This is a genomic window from Mammaliicoccus sp. P-M58 (genome assembly GCF_022386165.1).
Taxonomy (GTDB): domain Bacteria; phylum Bacillota; class Bacilli; order Staphylococcales; family Staphylococcaceae; genus Mammaliicoccus; species Mammaliicoccus sciuri.
Map to the genome: position 1 here is coordinate 70,842 of NZ_JAJNJI010000003.1, position 24,073 is coordinate 94,914.

Here is a 24,073-nt window from a genome sequence, read left to right on the forward strand (position 1 = left end):
CCCCCTTATTTGTAGATGTAAAAATACATCTTAAGTTTCATTTTATTTGTTGTTCACAAAGTTGTCAATAAATTATTGATAGCGCTTACATTAATAAAAATTCATTAAGAAAATGTTAATCAATCATTAAAGAGAAAAAATACAATATAGATAAATGAATATTTAGAAAAATTTGATTATAAGTATTGACGATAAAAGAAAACACCCATATAATTCTTATCATATTAATAAGAATTCGGAAGGGATAAATACGATGATTGAATTTAAAAATGTAAATAAAATTTTCCAGCAAAAGAATTCTAAAATCCAAGCTTTAAATGATGTCAGTTTTAAAGTCGAAGAACAAGATATTTTTGGCGTAATTGGATATAGTGGAGCAGGAAAAAGTACGTTAATAAGACTTGTTAATGTATTGGAAGAAAAAACAACGGGAGAGGTCATTGTAGATGGCCATGACATCAATCAGTATTCAAAGAAAGAATTACAAAGTGTTAAGAAAAATATCGGCATGATATTCCAACATTTTAATTTATTAAATTCTAAGACAGTGTTTAATAATGTTGCGATGCCGCTTATTTTGCAAGGTACAAGTAAAGATAAAATTAAAGCTAAAGTAGATGAACTACTCAAGTTTGTTGGTCTAGAGGATAAAGGGAAGCAATATCCAAATGAATTATCTGGCGGACAAAAACAAAGAGTGGCTATTGCAAGAGCACTCGTGACAGATCCTAAAATATTATTATGTGACGAAGCAACAAGTGCACTTGACCCGGCTACGACAGATTCTATATTGAAATTATTGAAAAGTGTCAATGAAGAGTTTGGTGTCACAATTCTACTGATTACACATGAAATGAGTGTGATACAGAAGATTTGTAACAAAGTCGCAGTGATGGAAAATGGTAAAGTAATCGAAATTGGACCTGTATTAGATGTCTTCAGCCATCCTAAAACAGCAACAGCGAAGAACTTTGTATCTACAGTTATTACAACAGATATATCACCTAATTTAAGAAAATTAATACCAACTGATCATCAAGCAACAGACATTAAATTATACATAGATGGAGATAAAGTGACACAATCTATCATTAATGACTTAATTACAAAATATCAAGTTCAAATTAATGTATTGTTTGCTTCAATGTCAGATATTCAAGGCACACCTGTAGGGTACTTAACGTTACGTTTGAAAGGTGACGACAGTGCAATTAAAAGAAGCTTTGCCCATTTAGATTCATTAAATATAGAATTTGAGGAGGTTGGTGCATAATGTTCGGATCATCATTAGATTCTTCACTATTGTTAGATTCTATATATCAAACTTTATACATGGTAACTGTATCACTTGTATTAGGTGCCTTAATTGGTATTCCATTAGGTATTTTGTTAGTGATTACTAGAAAAAATGGTATATGGGAAAATGTCATTATTTATTATTTACTCAACCCAATTATTAATATTTTCAGATCATTACCTTTTATTATTTTATTAATTGCGATTGTACCTTTTACTAAATTAATTGTAGGTACTTCAATAGGTACATCTGCAGCAATTGTACCACTGACTGTTTATGTTGCACCTTATATAGCAAGATTAGTAGAAAACTCATTATTAGAAGTTAATTCTGGAGTTATTGAAGCTGCTCATTCAATGGGTGCTTCACCATTTCAAATTATTAGATATTTCTTATTACCGGAAGCATTAGGTTCATTAATTTTAGCATTAACAACTTCAATTATTGGTTTAATTGGCGCTACAGCAATGGCCGGTGCAGTTGGTGGCGGCGGAATAGGTGACTTAGCACTCGCATACGGCTATCAAAGATTTGATACAATCGTCATCGTTATTACCGTTATTATACTTGTTATTATGGTACAAGTTATTCAATCTCTAGGTAATGTATTATCTAGATTAGTACGTAGAAGTTAAATAAACATTTTAATATAAAGGAGAAGTTTAAATGAAAAAAGTCTTAACATTATTAGTAGCATTAGTCTTATTACTCGCAGCATGTGGAGATAAGAAAGACGACAAAAAAGTCACAATCGGTATCGCGTCGAATGACACAGCAGTATGGGATAAAGTTAAAGAATTAGCTAAGAAAGATGGCATTGATGTCGAAATTAAACAGTTTTCAGATTACAATGTTCCAAATAAAGCTTTATCAGACGGAGACATTGATTTAAATGCCTTCCAACATTTCGCATTTTTAGATCAATTTAAGAAAGCAAATAAAGATACAGACATTACACCTATTAGAACAACAGTGTTTGCACCGTTAGGTATATATTCTAAAGAACTAAAAGATGTAAAAGATTTGAAAAATGGTGCGAAAGTCGTGATTCCAAATGATGTTTCAAACCAAGCAAGAGCGTTAAAATTATTAGAAAAAGCAGGTTACATTAAATTAGATAAGAACTTCGGTTTAAGTGGTGGACCTAAAGACATAGTTGAAAATAAAAAGAATTTAAACATTAAAGCAGTAGATGCACAACAAACAGCGAGAGCATTAGATGAAGTGGATATTGCTGTTATTAATAATGGTGTAGCTTCAAAAGCAGGATTAGATCCAAAGAAAGACCCTATATTCTTAGAAGATCCAGATGCTAATGCAGCGAAACCTTATATCAACTTTATCGCAGCAAATACGAAAGACAAAGATAATAAAACATACAAGAAAATTGCGGAATTATATCATTCAGAAGAGGCTAAAGATGCTTTAAAAGAAGATATTAAAGACGGAGAAATTGTTGTAGATTTAAAACAAGATGAAATTAAAGAAATTGTGGATTCACTAAAATAAACTAAATTAAAAAGATTCGGCTCCCCTTAGCCGAATCTTTTTTTATGATGCTTTTTTCAATGATTTTAAGTATTCTTGTCCTTTTGCATGGTCATATTTGTTTTCCCATTTAGAGATAACAACTGTTGATAGTGCGTTACCTACAACATTGACACATGTTCTTGTCATATCTAATAGTCTGTCTATACCGATAATTAATGCAAGTCCTTCTGGATTTAATCCCATAGATCCTAATGTTGTAATAAGAACAACTATAGAAGTACCAGGAACAGCAGCCATACCTTTAGATGTAATCATCAATGTAAACATTAATATTAACTGTTCAACAAGTGTTAAATGGACACCATACATCTGTGCAACAAATAATGCTGCGATTGATTGGTATAAGGCTGAACCATCTAAGTTAAATGTATATCCTGTTGGTACAACAAATGAAACAACATCTTTTGGTGCACCGAACTTTTCCATTTTTTCCATTACTGATGGTAGTACTGTCTCTGAACTTGAAGTTGAGAACGCTAACAATAAGTCGTCTTTTAATATGTGAATAATAGAGAATACGCTGATGCCACAAATTTTTGCGACAATCCCTAATACAACAATAATAAAGAATACCATTGCACCTACAACAACTGCTAATAACTTAACTAATGGAATTAAAGCAGATAATCCAAATGTCATAATCGTTACACAGATAAAAGCAAATACACCGTAAGGCGCTAATCGTAATATTCTATGTATCATCCAGAATACAGCTTCTAATGTTCCGCTTAATACATCTTTAACTGGCTGACCTTTTTCACCAACAGCAGCGATTGCTAATCCGAAGAATACTGCAAAGAATATAATAGGTAGTAATTCTCCAGCTGTTAAAGCTTCAAATATATTTGTAGGTATGATGCCAACTATTGTATCTATCATATGGTTACCATAAGTCGATTTTTCTGCAGCATCGGCAGTTTGTTCGTATTTAGAAATATCACCTTTAGGTAATTTGTTTGCGTCAATCCCTAATCCAGGTTTGAATAAGTTTCCGAATATAATTCCCAATCCAATTGCAATTGTAGTGATGATTTCAAAGTATAAAATTGTTTTCCAACCATATCTACCAACTGTATGCATATCACCAACGTTTGAAATTGATAATGCTAGTGAACAGAATACAATTGGAATAACAATCATTTTAATAAGGTTTAAAAAGATATCTCCAATAGGTCGAATGAATTTAATCAAATGGTCTTGTCCGTGTAAAAAGTATCCTACTACAACACCTAATACTAAAGCGATTAATATTTGTGTCGGTAAGCTTATATATCTTCTTCTCGGTTTTTTAATTTTTTGATCCAAAAAAACTCCTCCTTTAAAGCACTGTAGTAATAAAGTACAAAAAAAATTATGCCTTTCCATAAAATGGAAGTGCACAAATAACGTTTAAAAAGGGGATTCATAAAATACGGTACTCTTAAGATTATAAGAGTATACATCATTCTATCATAAAATTAAATATTCGTATTTAATCAGTTTTACCCAAAAAAAGAAAAATAACACTTTCAAAAAACGAAAGTGTTACTTGATCATACGGATTGATAATGGTGGTAAATAAGTTTCTCCATTGTATGCTTTGATAGCACCAATAACAGTAAAGACAAAAGCTAAAATAGCTAATATTGGTATTAAAATAAAACCTACTAGTATTAAACATAATAGGGAAGCAACAAGTCCCCAAATCGTATATGAAATAAAGAAATTTAAATAATCTTTACCAATTTTATCAACGAATGGAGAGTTCTCTCTTTTAATTAACCAAATGATAAGTGGCGCAAAAAATGAAGCAAAGAAACTTGTTAAATATATAAGCATACCGAATAATCTATCATCATCAGTTGTATCTATGTGTTGTGATACATCTTCATATGTTGAATGTGTTGAAGTTTGTTGAAATGGATTTTGTTCGTTTTCACTCATGTATAATCCCTCCTAACTTAATTTAAGTATACAATTTTTTATCGCTGTAGCCAATCAATAATATAAATTAATTATTTTATAAATAAAAAAGGAGATCTAGACAATGATATGCCTGGTCTCCTTTTTAGATATATTATATTAATCTTAGTGAATGTAGTTGTAAGTACCAGCTTCTGAAGCTGAGATAGTACGAGTTGATACAACACCTTCACCTTGGTAGTTCATTTCTGAAACTTCAACACTACCGTCAGAGTTTACATTTTCAACGTATGCTACGTGACCGTAAGCACCTGCTGTTGATTGTAAGATTGAACCTTTTTTAGGTGTGTTGTTTACTGTGTAACCATCTGCTGCTGCATTTGCTGCCCATTGGTTAGCATTTCCCCAAGTTGAGCTAATTGGGTCTCCATCTGCTTGCTTTTTGTCAAATACATAATAAGTACATTGTCCAGCAGTGTATAAGTTAGCTGATGAACTTGAAGTTTGAGTTGCAGTTTGAGTAACTGATGAAGTAAATGATTGACTCATGTTTGAAGTATTGTAATTTTGGCTATAATTATTAGTATAGTTAAAGTTTTGAGTTTGAGTTTGGTTTTGAATTGGAGCTTGGGCGTTATCGAAAGTATCTGCTGAAGCTTCACCATTTCCAATTACTGTTGTTGCTAGTCCCGTAGATAATACTGCGAATGCTGTTAATTTTTTCATTATAAATAATCCTCCGTAAATTTCGTATATGTTTTAAATTTAAATTTTTAGTTTTGTTTGTGTCGTTTTCCGACGACAAATAATACTTTAACAGATGTTTTTATGTTTGTGTGTGTTTTCATACAGTTGTTACTTAATCATAATCAGATACAATATTTTAGTAATATTTTTGACCAATTATGACAAACAGTAATATAGAAAATATACCGATAATATAAGGTTTTACGGTGAATTTTTAGAAAATTAATGTCATTAGCTTGTAATATTTGTATTAAGGATTAAATCATTGAAAAAGAGTAGTTAGCAAATCATTTGCGACTACTTTTTTATATATAAAATAATATGATTACTTTTCTAAGTATATGGAAGGGGGCATTATATGAAGAGATTACCAACTTTATTTGAAGCAATTTCTACAATTTTATTTATGGGGTTAGTCGTATTGATTGGTTTTGGGATTTTACATTATCCAATTCAGCCATTATTAATTATTGCGGCTGTTTATGCGAGCTTTATAGCCATTAGAGTAGGCTTAACTTGGGAAGACTTGCAAGATGGCATTACAAAGAGGCTAGCAACTGCAATGCCAGCTATATACATAATATTTGCAGTCGGTATTTTAATAGGTACGTGGATGTATTCAGGCACTGTACCTGCTTTAATTTACTATGGTTTAGAAACGATTAATCCGACATACTTTTTAGTAACTGCATTTGTCATAACAGCCGTTACATCTGTCGCAACAGGTACTGCATGGGGATCAGTAGGTACTGCCGGTATAGCTTTAATGGCGATTGCTAATGAGATGAATATTCCGATAGGTATGGTTGCAGGTGTTGTAATAGCTGGTGGAGTGTTTGGAGATAAAATGTCACCACTTTCAGATACAACTAATTTAGCTGCATTAGTAACGAAAGTAAATATCTTTAGGCATATTCAACATATGATGTGGACGACGATACCTGCATCAATTATTGGTCTCGTTGTATGGTTTATAGCAGGCTTGCAATTTGATGCTAAAAATGTAGAAAGCAAAAGAATAAATGAATTATTGAGTAATATTGATACAGCTTTTAATTTGAATTTTTGGGTATGGATACCAGTCATTGTTATCATATTAGGTATTAGTATAGGAAAACCTACTGTACCGATGATGTTATTATCCAGTTTAGTCGCAATGTTTGTAGGTGTGTTTAATAATGGATTTGAAATTGTAGATGCATTTAATGTAACGATGCAAGGTTTCAACATCAATATGACAGGCTTATCTGAAAATGATGCATCAAGTTCAATGGTAGAACTGTTAAAACGTGGTGGCATTATGAGTATGACTGAAATTGTTGTAACGATTTTTTGTGGTTATGCTTTTGCGGGTATTGTAGAAGCATCTGGCAGTTTAAAAGTTATTTTAACGACAATATCTAGTAAAGTTTCTAAAGATTCACATCTGATATTAGTTACGATAGCGGGAAGTTTAATACTCGTTTTTGCAGCTGGTGTTGCATCTGTCGTGATTATTATGATAGGTGTACTGTTAATGGAAATGTATAATGAGCGTAATTTAGATCGTGTGAACTTATCAAGAACGCTAGAAGATTGCGGAACAATGGTGTTGCCATTTATTCCTTGGGGAACTTCAGGTATATACTATCGAGATTTATTGCATGTTTCATTAGGAGATTTCTTCTGGTGGGCTGTTCCATGTTATTTATGTGTAATCTTTGCAGCGTTTTATGGTATAACAGGTATCGGTATTAAAAAAGTAAAAACAAATGCATAAAAAAAGAGCAATCATAGCGATTGCTCTTTTTTTATATTCATCTTAGTGAATGTAGTTGTATGAACCAGCTGCTGAAGCTGAGATAGTACGAGTTGAAACAACACCTACACCTTGGTAGTTCATTTCAGAAACTTGGATAGAACCGTCAGAGTTTACTTTATCAACGTAAGCTACGTGACCATAACCACCAGCTGTAGTTTGTAATACTGAACCTGCAGATGGGTTGTTATTTACTGTGTAACCAGATTGTGCTGCTGCACTAGCCCAGTTATTAGCATTTCCCCAAGTACTACCTAAGTCAGGACGTTTGCTGAATGCATAGTAAGTACATTGTCCAGCAGTGTATAAGTTAGCTCCTCCACCAGTTGATGGGCGAGAAGTTGATGTAGTTGTAGTGCTTACATTTGAACTTGAGTTTGATGTAGTTGCTGTATTGTTGCTAGTTGATGGTGCTTGTGTAGTTGTTACACGAACATTGTTTTGATTTGAAGATGTGTTATGTGAATCTCCTAAACCACCACCATTTGGTGCAACATTGAATGCTGGTTGTGAATAATTTGTATTTGAAGCTGCTTCGTTATTTGATGAAGCAGTGTTAGATGCTACTTGTTGTTGAGCTTGGTTACCATAATGAGATGATGGATTCCAGTTACCTTCCCATGTGTAGTGGTAGTTACCTTGTTGGTCAATTGTGTAATTGTAAGAATAAGAATATGGATCGTTTGGATTATATCCTTGTGTATTTTCTGCTGCATCTGCGTCATGTGCCATAAATGTTGCAATTCCTGCCGTTGCGATTGCTGCTGTTGCGATTTTCTTCATAATAAATAAATCCTCCTAGATAATTTAAAAATAATTTTTCGTATATGTTTTATGTTTTTTTTCTAATAAGTTTTTTCTCCGCTGTTAATCAACAAAATCTACTTTATCAGAAATCGTTTAGTTTGTGTTGAATGTTAAAGCTTTGTAATTTAATTTAAATATCTAAAGATTTCATGTAATAATTCCGAACATTTTACACTCAATAAAGAACGTTGTAATACCAACGTTTTTAAGTACTTTTAAGTATTGAACTCGATTCTTTGTTACACGTTTGTAATATTTAAGACATAATAAAATAATTGACTTTGGATAATACTATGAAAAATTATATCCAATAAACAAAAGAATATTGCATCTGAAGGATTAAAATAAGTACAAAATTTCATAATAAAAAGTCAAGAATAAAGTATTTTTAGTAATATTTGTTGAATTATAATTATCATAAATAGTAAATAAAGATGTTTCATAAGGAATTGGGGTGTTTAACATGTTGTATGATGGTAATTTTAAGATTTATCAACCATTAAATATTCAATCTGATTTTAATATGGGGTTAATACTGCTATATGTAATAGAAGGAAGTAGTAAAATATATATCAATGGTAAACGTAAAGTATATCAAGCAAATGACATTCTTATCATAAATGATTTAGAACAATATCGTATTTATTCTAATGAAGATACAGTTATAGCTAGTTTATATTTATCAAGATGTGAACTTGATTATTTTTTTCAATTCGAAAAAAAGTACTATATTGATGTAGATAAACTTGATTACAATGTTATTAGATTTTACATGAATAAGGTACTCGCCAATTATATTAAATATAAAAAAGACAAGGACATAAATATGTTTGATGTAATTAAGCAATTAATGATGACATTGCGATTATATAGAATTGTAAATGAAAATCATGATTATTTTTTAAATAATGATATACATAAAGCAATCAATTATATGTATGAACATTATAAAGAGAAGTTATATATTGCTGAAGTTGCGACGAATTGTATTTTATCAGTGAGATGGTTTTCAGAAAATCTAGAAGAAATAACAGATATGAAATATAGAGAACTTAGAAAAAATATTCGTTTATCCTACGCCATATTTGACTTGATTTATTCAAAGAAGTCTATAACGCAAATTGCAGGTGATAATGGTTTTACTTACGAATCAAACTTTATAGCAAGTTTCAGAGATAAATATCATATAACACCAGCGAAATATCGAAAGCAACTCACAAATGATCAGTATTATCCATTTAATAATAAGCGCTCGAATCTTCTTGAAAATTTTAATAAGATATCTCAGGAAATTAGAGCTTTGACAAACAATTTTGTAGATTTTATTAGTTTAGATATTAATATAGACTCACAGCTAACATCAAATATGCCATCATCAAACTTATTAATATATATCAGAAACATTGAGGCACTAACAAATAATTTTCAACAATCAAAACTTTTAACGATGAGGAGAGAAATTGGGCAATATGGTTTATTATTCTCGCATTCATTACTTGATGAGTTTTTAAATGAAGCTAATTTTGAGAAAAATAGATTAATGCATCAAATGTTTTCATTTTCTTTAGAGCATCAATTTGAAATTTCATTTGAATTAAAGTTGTCTAGAAATAAAAATCTAGAGGCGTTTGAAGAAGACTTAAATAAACTTTTAAATTATCTAATCGATTGTACATACTACTATGGACAGCGACAATTTCATTTCTATTTAAATATGACATTTTACCAATATAATCATATCTATAAAATAATAAAAGACACATTAAAAGATTCAAAAGTAACATTAATATTAAATAATCGGGATAAATACTTAACTAACCGAATGACAAATATAATAGAAGGAAATAAACAAATTGCCTATAAAGTTTACCATGAATTAGTCTCCGATAGAGAAATAACTACTATATTAAAGAATAATTCTTCGATAAATATCTTATATCAACCGACAACCCCTAATCGAATTGATTCACTTATTGAAACATTTAAATGGTGTTTAGAATATAAGCAAAGAATTTCAATTATTATAGATGATACTTGGATTGATAGTATGATACCTTCACAGAGCAGTCACCTTATGATAAAAGAATTACAGTTAAATAAAGAAAGTCAGTATCAGTTATTCGAATTAATATTAACTTTAAAAAGATTAAGAGGAAATATCATATTTTTTAATGGCAGTATCCTCATAACGCATTATTTAAATGAATATCAGCTATTAATCTTTCCGAACAATAAACTGTTTAATAAGCTGCAGCAAAAACTAAATATTACTGGTTTAAACATCGAGGAATTTGAGTTTAGAATTCACGATATTTTTATTAAGCGTAATAAGGCAATTAATCAGCAGTTTAATGAAGAAACGAATAAAAAGATAAATACAATAAATTTTAAAAAAGAATCAAAAAAATTAGTAATAGATTATGATTCTTCAGCGGATGTCATTAAACATATCTATATAAAACGAAAATAAACTAAGGTGGTATTGAGCTATGATTGAACATAAGAACGAATTATTGAAATTTAATTATTTAAATTTTCAGGTGAAGAAAATACTAAAGAAAAATTACGCATTAAATATTTATCATTTAAAAATATTGAAATTTATTAACGATAATCAGAAGAAAAAGAAATTTACAGCTTTAGATTTTAAAGAAGTACTTCGTATTAATCAAACGATGTTAACACATGTCATATCCTATTTACATGATTTAAATTATTATAAAAAAGAACGACTAAAACAAGATGAGAGAAAAATTATTATAATAGTAGAAACTCGTCACAAAATGAAAATTTCTCAACTAATTAATCAAATAGAACTGGACTTTAAGAGTAATTTAAATGACATATCTACACATGTAAATTCAAATTATTGTATTGATTATGCTATAGAGGTTAATAGTATGATTAGTGAAATCCATCATAATATCCATCATCAATATAGAATAAATGTCGATCAATTTATGATTTTATTATTTATACAGATGTCTCAGAATGGATGTCGAACACTAAAAGATATTAAACAGCAATTTGGATGGGATTTAGTAAAAATCAATAAATCCATAAAAGCCCTTGTGCAATTAAACTATCTTGATAAAGATAGAGCTGATACCGATGAAAGAATTGTATTAGTTTCTATTAAGCCATACAAAGAAAAAATGATTAAATTAATGATAGAAAATATTCTAAAAGCACAAAACATTAAAAATGGTGCACAAAATTTAGCTATGGTAGAATAGTCATGATAACAGCTTATTAGGGAGGTTAATATGTCACAATATCATTTCAAAGAAAACTTTTTTGGTGCATCTACTAAACCAATTGAAGTCTATGATGAACACAATAATCCTATATTTATACTAAGTTTGTATTACACATCCACTAGACAAGAAACATTCGCGTTATTAGGGAGAAAGAAACATAATTTTATGATCGAATTTGAAGGTGGCTCTTTTAAAGTGATACAAGAAAGATCGATAGAAGGAAAGTTAAAGACCCCTTTTAAAACTGTTTGGGAAGTATTTAAGAATGATACTAAAATAGGCACATTCGAAACAAAAATTGGATTCAAACCTAGAATAATATTTAATGGTGAAAAAAACGATACTTTGTTGTTTGAATCAGGATTTATATCTAGATCTGTTAAAGTAACAGATGACACAAATAACTTAATCATGGAAACTAAGTCTGAAAGATTTAAAATTGCATCTAATCATGATATTGATATTGTCAATTCACAATATCATCCTGCAATGTTAATTATGTTATTCCAAGTATTTTTTGAGTATCAGGAGTATCAAAGAAGTAAATCTAATTAAAATGATTAATGAAGGGGATCGTTTATGTTGTTTAAATTTTTTAAGAGAGAACAACTGAGTCAAGATGTTACTCATGAAAAACTTGAAATGGATGGCATGACTATTGTTGATGCGTATTATATACAAGATGATCAAGTTGAATTATATAAAAAAGACCGTGAAAGATATAGTGATGCATTAATTTATATTTTAAGTCAATATTTTTCCGACGTTGATAGAATGTTTGAAAATACAGATGATGGAGAAGCAATTGTCGCTTTTCAAAATGGAGAACCTCGAAAGTGTATTTATTTAAATCCAGAAACAATCGACCAATTAAGAATCTATGAACAAGAAATGCCATTAAAGCAGTCTATTTTAAAAATATGCAACTTAGAAAATGATATTTAATTAAAAATTAGCGAATAAACTTATGCATTAGTTTATTCGCTAATTTATTATTTTGTTTAATTTCATTGACAAATAACAAATTAGTATTATAATTATATCTAGTATATTAATTATATCGAGGTGAGAACATGAAATTTGAATTAGGGTTATCTTCATTTGCTGAAATCTCTCCAATTAATGGTGTGGATAAACCTTTTCCCGCACACGAAAGAATTAATCAAATCGTTGAAGAAATTAAGCTAGCTGATAAAGTAGGATTAGATGTTTATGGATTAGGGGAACATCATAGAGAAGATTATGCAGTATCTGATCCAGTTACAGTGTTATCAGCTGCGGCTAGTCAAACTAAAAATATTAGATTATCATCAGCTGTAACGGTATTATCATCTGATGATCCTGTTAGGGTTTATCAAAGATTTGCTACTTTAGATGCTATTAGTAATGGAAGAGCAGAAATTATGGCAGGTAGGGGTTCTTTTATTGAGTCTTTTCCACTCTTTGGATATGACTTAAAAGATTACGATTTACTATATAAAGAAAAATTGGATTTATTAATGCAAATTAATGAAAATGAAACTGTAACTTGGCAAGGCCAAACGAGAGCAGCAATTGATAACTTAAAGGTTTTTCCAAGAGCTGTGCAAGATAAATTACCTATTTGGTTAGCAACTGGAGGCAATCCAGAATCTTCTATGAGAGCAGGACAATTGGGATTACCCATCACTTATGCTATTATAGGAGGGGCGCCAAGTCGTTTTAAACGTAATGTAGCAATGTACAAAGCTGTTGCTGAATCAAATGGTTTTGATACATCTAAATTACCTGTTGCGACACACTCATGGGGTTACATTGCAGAAACTGATGAAGCAGCGATGGAAGAATATTATCCATCAAGTGCATATGTTATAAATCAATTAGGACGAGAACGTGGATGGCCACCATATTCAATGGAAAAATTTAAACAAGAAATTGTTCATGGGGCATTGTTTGTTGGAAGCCCTGAAACAGTTGCAGCTAAAATTATTAAACTGCACGAAGATTTAGGTATTAATCGATTTATGTTACATTTACCAGTAGGCTCTATGCCGCATGAAAAAGTATTAAAATCTATTCAACTATTAGGTGAACAAGTTAAACCGATTGTAGATGAATATATGAAAAATAAGGAGGAAATTAAGTAATGTTAAGATATTTATTAAATGTATATGTAGGTAAACAAATTTTTGATTCAAGTCAACCAAAAGTGAAAGATGACGATGGTATGGCTCAACAATTCGAAGAAGGATTCGGCCTTTCAAGAAATGCAATGAAATTAGCTGGTGGACTTGAATTAGTAGGTTCAATCTTCTTATTCTTAAGTGCTTGTAACAAATCTTTATCAAGATTAGGTTCAGTACTTGTAGGATCAGTTATGACAGTTGCAGCATATAAACATTATGAAGCTGGACATGGCTTTAAAGGTGCAAAACATGCATTAACACTTTTAGGTTTATCTGCATTAAGTTTCGTTGATACATTAGGTAAGAAAAAATAATATATAACCTTTTAATCTGGTACATTATGATGTATCAGATTTTTTGTATAATACAAAATTATGAAAATACAAAAGAAAATCTATCATCACTATTAATATATATTATTCAATTTATGATAGGATTTCTTTATATTTCAAAAGTAATAAACTTTTAAAATATCATAAAAACAAACTATATACACAGGTTATTATTTTGCAGATTGAACGCTGTAGAGCTTGATATAAAAGGGTTTGTCTTAAAAATAAAAATGTTGAAAAGTCATTATTTGAAAATTTATTGAATGTTTTTAAAACTCATTATAAAATAATAAATATTATTAAATCATTGTGTTGAAAAGGAAAAATGCTATAGATACTAAAGATTGCACAATATACCAATTCAACAATTTATTAGATTATTTTGAGGAGTTGATTTGCAATGGAATCAGTATCAGTACCAATCAGAAACATCGTTGAATTAGTTGTCACAACTAAGAAATCTAAAGATTATATCGCAAATATCAAAAGTCAATTTGCACTCTCGTTCGAAGAAATATATATTTTAGTTTATATATATAGAGGCGAGAAAGATTGTTACAATGTTAAAGATATCATTAAGCAATCTAAATTTAAGCCGTACTATATTTCAAAAGCCGTACAAAACTTAAAAGAAAAAGGGCTTATATCTAAGAAAAGAAATGATCAGGATGAGAGAACTGTCGCTATTCAAGTATCTAAAATCCAACATAAAAAGATAAAAAAATTATTAATGGAAATTGAAGCTGAAATATTATAAAAATCGTGAGAAGCGGGACTATGAAATCTTTTTATTTAAAAGATACTTCTGTCCCGCTTTTTTATACTATGTAGTTAGATGTTAAATGATATATTATATGTATAAACAAACGTTTTAATTTAAGAAGATATCGTAAAAGGAGAACCTTTATGGGCGAAATATTAAATGTTAAACCGAAAAGTCAATTATTTCCTATACCAATGGTCATGGGGTGTGAAGGTACGGCAAGTTCAATGTTGCTTAATTTCTATAATAAAGATATTAATGCAACAACTATTATGAGAAAGTGGCCAACACATTCAGATAACCCGGAAAAGGGATATGTAGGCAATCATTTTCTAATCAAATTTGGCCATCACCAAACTATTTTTCCGAATGTACTTGCGACATTTCTAAGTGGATATGACTCTGAAATTGTTGATGGTACTGGTACTGAGCTTGAAGAGCTTGAGCATATAATTGATAAAGGTCATCCGGTTGTAATATATCATACGACATTAGGGTCTAAACCAATTCGAAAAATTTTTAAAATCGGTGATAAAGGTAAATCTTATGTTACAAATATCCATGTAACTTTATTAATTGGATATGATGAGGAGTATTACTATTATATAGATCCTTTATGGAAACAAATATTTGGGTACGTATATATCCCAGCTTTATGGCCATCCAAATCTCAAATTATCAAAATGAAAAAAAATAAAATGAAGATTAGTTATAATACACCAGGAAAAATGTGTATTTACAAAAAAATATAAATATTTTTAAAATATTATGTCATAATGTTGTAACATTTGTTATGATATGGTTATAAATTTTAAAAAGAGGTGTTTAAATGTCTACTAAATTAAAGTTACTAATTATAGGAATTGTAGTAGCCTTTCTTGCAATAGTAGGAATTGGTGGCGCAGCAACATACTATTTTCTAACAAATACGCCAAAGAATACATATTTATTAAGTGAACAAGAATCAGCAAAATCTTGGAAAGAATATTTTAACGACAGATTTGAAAACGAAACTGAATTCCAAGATAAAATGAAAGATGAATCTTATGAAACTTCATTGAAATTTGGAGCAGAAGTATCAGATTCATTAGTTTCTCAATTAGGTATACCAAAGTCAGTTATTGACTCAACGAATATTGTGTTCAATGTTGGGCATGATCCTAAAGCGAAAAACTCTAAACTAGGTATTGAACCTACAATTGCAGACAACAAGATTGGTAACTTCCAATGGAGCGCAGACAAAAATAATCAATATTTAGAAACACCATTATTTAAAGACATATATAAAGTAAAAAATAATGAAATTAAAAAAGGAATCGAAAAAGCTTCTGGTGAATCATTAGATTCAGCAGATGGACAAGAAATTACAAATGATTCTTTAAATTTAAATACGATCTTATCTAGCTCTCAAATCTCTCAAGATCAAATCGACAAAATCTCAAAAAGATATAGTGACTTATTTGTTGATCAATTAGATGATGATAACTTTGAAAAAGACAATGAAAAAGTTAAGATTTTTGATGATGAAAAAGATTTGAAAAAAGTAACAATGAACTTAAGTGAGAAAGATACTAAGAAAATTGTTGTAGCAATTCTTGAAGAAGCTAAAAAAGATGAAGATATTAAAAACATCGTAGAAAAACAAGGTAATGTAAAAGAGTACGATAAAGAAATTAAAGATTTATTGAAAAAAGCTAAAGACGAAGATGTAAAGAATTACCCTAAAGTTAAATCTATCATTTATGTAGATGGTAAAGAAATCTTGAAACGTGACTTAACAATCACAAATAAAGATAATGAAAAAGTTAGAATTCAAGGTACAAATGTTATTGATGATGGCGTACAAGTAGATTATAAAGTATCAGCACCAGGTGAAGACGGTGGACTTACACTTAAAGGTAAATCAACTGGTAAAGATGAAATTAGCGATAAATATGATCTAGAAATCAAAGAAAATTCATACTCAACAACAACACTAAAATTAGATAATAAATCTAAAGTTGACGGAGATAAACGTACGGATAAAGGTAAAGTGACGATTGCACCATCTAGCGGTCAAAGCTTCGACTTAAATTACGACCATAATTTAACAACAGACACTAAAAACAATCAACAAAAACAAAAATTAAATGTTGATTTTGATGTGAATGGTGAAAATATTAAATTAATTATGGATGGTAAAACTGAACTGAAAAAAGACATTAAATTCAAGAAAAATGGCGCGATTGACTTTAATACATTATCAGATTCAGAAGTTGATGATTTAACAAAAGAAATAGAAGATAAGCTACAAGATTTAGGAGAAGATCTTGCGAAAGATATTCAATAATTAGAGAGGAGTGGTTATATGTCGACAATAAAATTGTTCAACATATACCACTCTTTTTTGATTAAAAAGTGGTATTTGATTGCATATATTTTATTATTATTTTTAGCTGTGTTGGCCGTTATGATTGGGGTTAACCAAGTAAACGAAAAAAATCAGGCGTTTACGATTGGAATAGTAGATAAAGATCAATCAAAAGAAACAAAGTTAATTTTAAATGCAATAGGTGATGGGCAATCACTTGGAAATGATTTGTCTATTAAGCATTATAATGAAGAGAAAGCAAGACAACTATTATCAAAAAAGAAAATTGATGGCTATTTTGTCTTTAAAGATGGCATGACGAAAGCATTTTATAAAAATGGTGAGTTACCAATAGTTGTGAATACATATGATAAACAATCAGTTGAAAGTATTATTATTTTGCAGTTAACAGATTCGGTCTATAGCCGGTTAATGTTGTCGATGGGTGGGGCGATATCTTATACGTCTCTTTATCCTAGTGCATCCGAAAATGAATTATTAACGATGATGACAGATATGTTATTTACTGGTTTAAATAGAAGCGGCTCCTTTGATGATGAGCCTATCAAAGTATTTGATACATTCAGCTATTATACAATTTCAACTTATTTTGTATCTATTTTTTTCTTTTTCTTTTCAATTTTTAGCATTTTAAAAATGAATCAAAAAGATGCGTTGAAAGAACGATTAAGTATGTATCATTTCTCATATGAAAAATTAACAATTGTAAGAGGTGTGTTTAGTCTTTTCTATACAACACTATGGAGTATACTGGGTTTATGGGTCATCATACATTTTCTTAAACCAGAATTTGAAATGTATAATATTGGGCAACTTAGTTTAGATATTGCTTATTATTTAATCATGATATTCTTAGTATTTCTCTTTATAGATATTGCGTTTAGAAGTATGTTGAATTATTTGTTCAAAGTTTTATTAACGTTAGTGATATTATTGTTATCTGGCGCAGTGATTCCAATCATTTATTTAAAAAGTTTGAGTGCAGGATTGATTGAGGCATTACCATTTTCAATTGTGTTTAATCAGTTAGTAGAAATGCTATTAAATAATTACATCATTGACACACATCCAATGTATTATTGGCATTTAGGTATTATGCTTGTATTAGTAATCTCTGCTTTGTATTGGAGGTATCGCCGATGAAATCAATCTTTCATTTAGTTGTTAAAAAGCAATGTAAACAATATTTAACTTTAGTGGCGTTGCTATTTATAACAATATTGCTCATTGTAGGCGTTCAAGCATCTAGCAATCAATTATTTAAAATGCCAATAGCTGTTCAAGATTTGGATGAATCTCAATCTTCAAAAGAGTTAGTGCATACTTTAGAGCAAACAAAATATTTAGAAGTCATACATTTACCAAAGAATGAGGCGTATATCGAAGATGTTATTCAAAAAAAGCAAGCAATCGTAAGCTTACAAATACCTGATGATTTTAGTAACCGTTTAAAAGAAAATCGTTTACGTGATAGTATTCCGCTATATTACAAAGATGATTTCATTGGAGAAATTGCATTAGAAGTGACGAGTAAAGCTTTATACCAACAGCAAATACCCGTCATTATTGAAGGTCATTTAAAGAAATCTAAACAAGATGTAACAATGCAAGAAATTAAAGAAGCGTATATTAAAAATACACCTCACTCTAAAATGGAACACCATGCAGTTCAAAAGCATTCAGATGTTTCGATTGGTGCAGCAGTATATGTTGCATTACTATTAATCGTAAGTTGTAGTCAAATTGTATTGCATCAACGACTGAAACAAAATGCTGCACTAGAGCGACTCATGATGTTTAATGGCACAAAATTAAAATTATATGCGTCTTATATACTGAGTCATGTCATATTATTATTCGCGATTGTAATCATCACAAGCTTACTATTATCATGGTCATTAAGCATCGTATTTTATTTAGTATTATTGATTACATTATGTATATATGAAAGTGTCTTAAGTATATTCTTATTTAAAATAAATACGCTTAGTCATAAATTATTTATGTCTATCATATGGTCTATCGCAATAAGTTGTCTATATTTGTATATTCAAGTTTAGGAGGTGTATAAATGATTACAATAGAGCATTTATCAAAAAAGTATAAAGATAAAGAAATTTTCCATGACTTTAATACAACATTTAAGGATAAGACGCTTACTGTATTGTTAGGTGAAAATGGAGCTGGTAAATCGACATTACTAAGAATGATTACAGCATTAGAAAATCCAGATAGTGGATATATCCATTATTTTGGGAAAAAATTAAACAATAAAAAAATCAAAGAAATCATTGGTTATATACCTCAAGATATTGCATTATTTGAACATATGACAGTAAATGAAAATATAGAATTTTTTAAAGCATTAAATAAACAACCTATATCTTCTGAGCTTATAGAAGATTACTGTAACCAGTTAAATTTATATGAAAGAAAAGCAAAAATCTCTTCGCTTTCTGGTGGTACAAAACGTAAAGTTAATTTATTAATCGGGTTGCTCGGTAATCCAAGTATATTAATTTTAGATGAGCCAACTGTAGGCATTGATTTGAAATCCAGATTTGATATTCATAAATTATTAAACCATTTAAAAACAACAAGACTCATTATATTAACAACTCACCATTTAGATGAAGTCGAAAGCTTAGCAGATGAAATTAAGTTAATCGGTAAAGATCCATTCTATAGAAATATCTTAACCGATAAATCTTGGACATTTGAAGACAGTCTTGTATTGTGAATAAGGCGGTCGTTAGTAACAAAAGTCGGTGGAAGTGTAACTAAGGCAGCCCATAGTAACAAAAGTCGACGGAAGTGTAACTAAGGCAGCCCATAGTAACAAAAGTCGGCGGAATTGTAATTAAGGACGTCCATAGTAACAAAAGTCGGCGGAATTGTAATTAAGGACGTCCATAGTAACAAAAGTCGACGGAATTGTAACTAAGAGTACCCATAGTAACAAAAATCAGTGAAATTGTAACTTATGAGGCCGTTAGTAACAAAAGTCAGTGAAATTGTAACTAAGGAAACCCATAGTAACAAAAGTCAGTGGAATTGTAACTAAGCCAACCGTAATTCAAAAAAATCAACATAATTTAAAACATACTAAGATTATTGTAACAATGATCTTAGTATGTTTTTTCGATTATATTTATCTGAAATTTTAGAATAAGAAAAACGTATTGCAAAACATATTTTTAAAGTGTATTCTTATTTAATGTATCGGAATTAAAAGATTTGGGAGGTCCATTAATGGAAACACTTTGGGTAGTCATTAATATTATTGTTTTCTTATTATTCATAGGTTTATTAGGTTATTTAAATAAGAAACATGTAAAGTTCTCTAAACGTGTTCTTATTGGTTTAGGAATAGGGATTGTGTTTGGTTTAGCTTTACATCTTATTTATGGTGTAGATTCTAAAGTAACAGAGTCGACAGCTTCATGGTTTGATATTGTAGGTACAGGTTATGTAAAACTATTACAAATGATCGTTATGCCACTTATCTTTATCTCAATTGTTTCAGCATTTACTAAAATAACAATTGGTCAAAACTTTGCTAAAGCTGGCGCTTGGATATTTACATTTTTACTAGGAACGGTTGCTGTTGCAGCTTTAGTTGGTATTATTTATGCGATGCTATTTAATTTAGATGCATCACAAATCGATTTAGGTAATGTAGAAAATAGTCGTGGTCAAGAAATTGAACAAACTTCTAAAGATATGACGGCTAATAATTTACCATCACAAATTATTGAATTGTTACCTGCCAATCCATTCTTAGATTTCACAGGTGCTAGAGGTACTTCAACAATTGCGATCGTTATATTTGCTGGATTTGTTGGATTTAGTTTCTTACGTGTGATGAGAAAAGAACCTGAAAAAGGTAACTTAATTAAAAGAGGGATAGATGCGATTTATGCCTTAGTTATGGGAATCGTTACTTTTGTATTAAGATTAACACCTTACGGGATTTTAGCGATTATGACTAAAACGGTCATGACAAGTAACTTTGAAGCAGTATGGACATTAGGTAAATTTGTTGTAGCATCTTATGCGGCCTTAATTACGATGTTCATTATACATTTAATTTTAGTATCTGTTGTTGGTTTAAACCCAGCTACTTATGTTAAAAAAGCAAGTGAAACATTACTATTCGCATTTACGTCTAGATCAAGTGCAGGAACGTTACCTTTAAATGTTCAAACACAAACAACTAGACTAGGTGTTCCAGAAGGTATTGCAAACTTTGCAGGTTCATTTGGTTTATCAATTGGACAAAATGGCTGTGCAGGTATTTATCCAGCGATGTTAGCTATGATGATTGCACCAAGTGCAGGTATTGACATTGATTTACCGTTTATCTTATCTGTTATCGGCGTTGTAGTCATTAGTTCATTTGGTGTAGCAGGTGTAGGTGGCGGTGCAACATTTGCCGCTATACTCGTACTTTCAACATTGAATTTACCTATTGCTTTAGCAGGGGTATTAATTTCAGTTGAACCATTAATCGATATGGGTAGAACAGCATTGAATGTTAATGATTCAATGTTAGCGGGTACGGCTACTGCTAAAATTACAGGACAATTAGATGAAGAAAAATACAATGACCAAGACTTCAATGAACTTGGAGAGTCATATTAATTATTAATTTTATACAGGCACATACTGATATCGATCGTGAATTTCAGTATTGCCTGTTTTTTATAAAAACTTATTGGTATGCTCGGATATATATTGAAAGCAAATAAATACAATGATAAAGTGATAATGAGGAGTGTGGACACGATGAGTAGAGATTTATTTATTAAGAATGAATTCCAACAAAAATGGGTTAATAAAATAGAAAATCATAAAGCGTCATTACAAAAACACGCTGAAAAAAATGATTTAAATTCAGAATTTCCATATAAAAATATTAATTGGTTAATTGATGAAGGCTATACTAAAATTGTACTTCCAAAATCATATGGTGGTGAAGGTGCTACACCAGAAGATATCATTTTATTCCAAGAAACACTAGGTAGAATTGATGGTGCAACTGCATTAGCAATTGGTTGGCATATGGGTGTAGTTGGCCAAATTTATCAAGAAAAATTATGGACACAAGATTTATTAGATGAATTTGCAGAAGAAGTATTAAATGGTGCGATTGTTAATAGAGCTGTAAGTGAAGCGGAAACAGGTAGCCCAACTAGAGGTGCACGTCCAAGTACACATGCTGACCGTGACGGAGATCATTACATTATAAATGGTGTTAAGACATTTACAACAATGAGTCAAAGGTTAACGCATTTTCTTGTAGGTGCATATGTACCAGAAAAAGAAGCACTCGGTTTCTTTTTAATACCAAGAGAATCTGAAGGTTTATCGATAGCAGAGAATTGGAATATGGTAGGTATGCGTGCTACTGAAAGTCATGATTTAGTGTTAGATGATGTTAAAGTACATGAGAAATACTTAGTAGAAGTTGCGAATGGTCCAAGAGGCAATAATATCAACCCATGGAATCTACATATTCCAGCAGTATACTTAGGTATTGGGCAAGCAGCACGAGATTATGCTGTTGATTTTGCAAATGAATATAGTCCCGGAAGTATCGATGGCGTGATTGCTGATATTCCAGCTGTTCAACAAAATATTGGTCAGATGGAATTAGAATTAACAACTGCAAGACATTATATATATAGTGTAATCAATAAGTATTTAAATCCTTCCATAACAGATGCAGTTATAGATGTTGAATTAGGTGCAGCTAAACATGTTGTTGTTAATCATTCAATTAAAATTATTGATATCGCAATGAGAATTGTAGGTGCGAAAAGCTTACAAATGGAAAGACCGTTGCAACGCTACTATAGAGATATAAGAGCTGGTTTACACAATCCACCGATGGATGACGTAACCATTACAAAATTAGCTAAAAAGGCTAGAGAAGAAAGAAGTAAACATAAATAAAAGAATTGGTTAGAAATCTATATGATTTCTAACCAATTCTTTTTTATTATAGTTGATCTGTTTGTTTGGCTTTTTTACGTTTTTTACGTCTTGGTTTCATGCCTACTGACATATATAGTACGACAACCAAGATGACAATCATGCCGATGAGTTGCCACAATCCAAATGATACTTTTAACCATAGAACTGAAGATATAACAGCTGTTACGGGTTCAAGTACACCAAATAATGCAGTTGTTTGTGGGCTAATATACTTAACGCTTTCTAAATACATCCAAAAAGCAAACATCGTTCCAAAAGTGATCACAAAGATGAAATAAATCACGCCTTGAACATCTAATAAATGCCAAGGAAACGAGAAGTCTAAGTTGATAATTGAAAGTGCAATCCCACCAATAAACATTGACCAACCAATTACAACAAGAGATGGCCAATTTAAAAATAATTTAACAGCATATACAGTATAAAAAGCAGCTGCACAAGCTGTTAATAATCCCCAAACGATAGCATTTGGAGGAACTGATAATGTGGCATAATCACCATTTGTTAATAATAAGCTCGTTCCGAATAGTGAACACACAATGATGATAATATCTGTAATTCTAAATTTACTTTTTCTAGTGATTAGTAAATAAAGTAATATGACGACGGGTGCTAAAAATTGTAACAAAGTAGCGATCGCAACATTACCTTTATCAATTGTCGCCATAAAAGTGTATTGAACACCTAACATGCCGAATAAAGCATATATAATCAATTGAAATAATGAATGTTTGACTCTAAATATATTTGTTAAAGGGTGTTTCTGTATTAATTTTGCAATGAGCATAAGGAAAAATCCACTTAATATTAATCTTTCAGCTACAAATAATGAAACAGGTAATTGATATTCTGTAAATAACTTTTCAGTAACTGTTCCACCTAATCCCCAAAAAGTAGCGCCAAGCATAACTAATAAAGTACCTTTTAGTTGTTTATTTTGCACTTATAAGCCCCTCGATTCTAAAAGATGTTAATTAATTAATTTTAGCATTTGATAAATTAATAAACAATAAGGTGAAATGTTTTACTTGCAATTTTATAATATGCGTTCTTATAATGAACATAATGAGTTAAAAGTGA

Annotated in this window: 23 protein-coding genes; 18 read left to right on the forward strand and 5 right to left on the reverse strand. The window is 30.3% G+C overall.

Going from position 1 to position 24,073, the window contains the following annotated elements; translation table 11 throughout:
* The first annotated feature begins 253 nt into the window (after positions 1-253).
* From LQ694_RS04045 to gmpC, 3 genes are read left to right on the forward strand one after another with little or no spacing between them, the layout of a single operon-like run.
* On the forward strand, positions 254-1,273 hold the full coding sequence (locus LQ694_RS04045) for a methionine ABC transporter ATP-binding protein (RefSeq protein ID WP_196968371.1): 1,020 nt from the start codon (positions 254-256) through the stop codon (positions 1,271-1,273).
* Complete coding sequence (locus LQ694_RS04050) at positions 1,273-1,932, forward strand: methionine ABC transporter permease (RefSeq protein ID WP_048541180.1); 660 nt, start codon at positions 1,273-1,275, stop codon at positions 1,930-1,932. The genes LQ694_RS04045 and LQ694_RS04050 overlap by 1 nt, the downstream gene beginning before the upstream one ends.
* Before the next feature lie 31 nt (positions 1,933-1,963).
* A complete protein-coding gene (gmpC, locus tag LQ694_RS04055; protein ID WP_239771824.1) occupies positions 1,964-2,806 on the forward strand; it encodes a dipeptide ABC transporter glycylmethionine-binding lipoprotein in 843 nt (280 codons plus the stop codon).
* 42 nt (positions 2,807-2,848) lie between these two features.
* Here gmpC and LQ694_RS04060 read toward each other — a convergent pair whose 3' ends face one another.
* From LQ694_RS04060 to LQ694_RS04070, 3 genes are all read right to left on the reverse strand, one after another.
* The gene (locus LQ694_RS04060; protein WP_049320138.1) at positions 2,849-4,141 is read right to left on the reverse strand and encodes a cation:dicarboxylate symporter family transporter; all 1,293 of its coding nucleotides are present in this window, start codon (positions 4,139-4,141) and stop codon (positions 2,849-2,851) included.
* 231 nt (positions 4,142-4,372) lie between these two features.
* A complete protein-coding gene (locus LQ694_RS04065; RefSeq protein ID WP_058591191.1) occupies positions 4,373-4,771 on the reverse strand; it encodes a DUF4870 domain-containing protein in 399 nt (132 codons plus the stop codon).
* Between the two features lie 144 nt (positions 4,772-4,915).
* On the reverse strand, positions 4,916-5,476 hold the full coding sequence (locus tag LQ694_RS04070) for a CHAP domain-containing protein (protein WP_048541175.1): 561 nt from the start codon (positions 5,474-5,476) through the stop codon (positions 4,916-4,918).
* 379 nt (positions 5,477-5,855) lie between these two features.
* Between LQ694_RS04070 and nhaC the strand changes: the two genes are divergently transcribed.
* Positions 5,856-7,256 (forward strand): Na+/H+ antiporter NhaC, encoded by a 1,401-nt coding sequence (gene nhaC, locus LQ694_RS04075; RefSeq protein ID WP_058612298.1) that lies wholly within the window; start codon positions 5,856-5,858, stop codon positions 7,254-7,256.
* A gap of 42 nt (positions 7,257-7,298) precedes the next feature.
* Here the strand turns inward: nhaC and LQ694_RS04080 are convergent, their stop codons facing one another.
* Positions 7,299-8,078, reverse strand: a complete 780-nt coding sequence (locus LQ694_RS04080) for a CHAP domain-containing protein (RefSeq protein WP_196968373.1) — start codon at positions 8,076-8,078, stop codon at positions 7,299-7,301.
* A 487-nt stretch (positions 8,079-8,565) separates the two neighbouring features.
* On the opposite strand from LQ694_RS04080, the gene LQ694_RS04085 reads away from it, so the two are divergent.
* The 14 genes from LQ694_RS04085 to LQ694_RS04150 all read left to right on the forward strand — a co-directional run bounded on the left by LQ694_RS04085 (position 8,566) and on the right by LQ694_RS04150 (position 22,951).
* The gene (locus LQ694_RS04085; protein ID WP_196968374.1) at positions 8,566-10,572 is read left to right on the forward strand and encodes a helix-turn-helix domain-containing protein; all 2,007 of its coding nucleotides are present in this window, start codon (positions 8,566-8,568) and stop codon (positions 10,570-10,572) included.
* A gap of 19 nt (positions 10,573-10,591) precedes the next feature.
* Complete coding sequence (locus LQ694_RS04090; protein ID WP_196968375.1) at positions 10,592-11,338, forward strand: transcriptional regulator, SarA/Rot family; 747 nt, start codon at positions 10,592-10,594, stop codon at positions 11,336-11,338.
* Between the two features lie 30 nt (positions 11,339-11,368).
* Positions 11,369-11,917 carry a tubby C-terminal domain-like protein gene (locus LQ694_RS04095; RefSeq protein ID WP_058612296.1) on the forward strand — a complete coding sequence of 183 codons (549 nt, stop codon included), beginning with the start codon at positions 11,369-11,371 and terminating at the stop codon, positions 11,915-11,917.
* A 24-nt stretch (positions 11,918-11,941) separates the two neighbouring features.
* The gene (locus LQ694_RS04100) at positions 11,942-12,307 is read left to right on the forward strand and encodes a hypothetical protein (protein ID WP_227532046.1); all 366 of its coding nucleotides are present in this window, start codon (positions 11,942-11,944) and stop codon (positions 12,305-12,307) included.
* Between the two features lie 128 nt (positions 12,308-12,435).
* The gene (locus LQ694_RS04105) at positions 12,436-13,488 is read left to right on the forward strand and encodes an LLM class flavin-dependent oxidoreductase (RefSeq protein WP_239771826.1); all 1,053 of its coding nucleotides are present in this window, start codon (positions 12,436-12,438) and stop codon (positions 13,486-13,488) included.
* Positions 13,488-13,841, forward strand: a complete 354-nt coding sequence (locus tag LQ694_RS04110; protein WP_025906850.1) for a DoxX family protein — start codon at positions 13,488-13,490, stop codon at positions 13,839-13,841. The genes LQ694_RS04105 and LQ694_RS04110 overlap by 1 nt, the downstream gene beginning before the upstream one ends.
* A gap of 418 nt (positions 13,842-14,259) precedes the next feature.
* On the forward strand, positions 14,260-14,616 hold the full coding sequence (locus LQ694_RS04115) for a transcriptional regulator, SarA/Rot family (protein WP_096791970.1): 357 nt from the start codon (positions 14,260-14,262) through the stop codon (positions 14,614-14,616).
* Between the two features lie 149 nt (positions 14,617-14,765).
* The gene (locus LQ694_RS04120; RefSeq protein WP_058612293.1) at positions 14,766-15,374 is read left to right on the forward strand and encodes a C39 family peptidase; all 609 of its coding nucleotides are present in this window, start codon (positions 14,766-14,768) and stop codon (positions 15,372-15,374) included.
* Positions 15,375-15,451: 77 nt separating this feature from the next.
* The gene (locus tag LQ694_RS04125; RefSeq protein WP_196968376.1) at positions 15,452-16,951 is read left to right on the forward strand and encodes a DUF6583 family protein; all 1,500 of its coding nucleotides are present in this window, start codon (positions 15,452-15,454) and stop codon (positions 16,949-16,951) included.
* 18 nt (positions 16,952-16,969) lie between these two features.
* On the forward strand, positions 16,970-18,136 hold the full coding sequence (locus LQ694_RS04130) for an ABC transporter permease (protein ID WP_096791972.1): 1,167 nt from the start codon (positions 16,970-16,972) through the stop codon (positions 18,134-18,136).
* The gene (locus LQ694_RS04135; RefSeq protein ID WP_196968377.1) at positions 18,133-19,053 is read left to right on the forward strand and encodes an ABC transporter permease; all 921 of its coding nucleotides are present in this window, start codon (positions 18,133-18,135) and stop codon (positions 19,051-19,053) included. The genes LQ694_RS04130 and LQ694_RS04135 overlap by 4 nt, the downstream gene beginning before the upstream one ends.
* 11 nt (positions 19,054-19,064) lie before the next feature.
* Positions 19,065-19,733 (forward strand): ABC transporter ATP-binding protein, encoded by a 669-nt coding sequence (locus tag LQ694_RS04140; protein WP_049319991.1) that lies wholly within the window; start codon positions 19,065-19,067, stop codon positions 19,731-19,733.
* Positions 19,734-20,245: 512 nt separating this feature from the next.
* Positions 20,246-21,637 carry an L-cystine transporter gene (locus LQ694_RS04145; protein WP_049319992.1) on the forward strand — a complete coding sequence of 464 codons (1,392 nt, stop codon included), beginning with the start codon at positions 20,246-20,248 and terminating at the stop codon, positions 21,635-21,637.
* Between the two features lie 144 nt (positions 21,638-21,781).
* Positions 21,782-22,951, forward strand: a complete 1,170-nt coding sequence (locus tag LQ694_RS04150) for an acyl-CoA dehydrogenase family protein (RefSeq protein ID WP_196968378.1) — start codon at positions 21,782-21,784, stop codon at positions 22,949-22,951.
* 46 nt (positions 22,952-22,997) lie between these two features.
* Here LQ694_RS04150 and LQ694_RS04155 read toward each other — a convergent pair whose 3' ends face one another.
* Positions 22,998-23,936, reverse strand: coding sequence for an EamA family transporter (locus LQ694_RS04155; protein WP_058612399.1), 939 nt, complete (start codon positions 23,934-23,936; stop codon positions 22,998-23,000).
* Positions 23,937-24,073 lie beyond the last annotated feature (137 nt).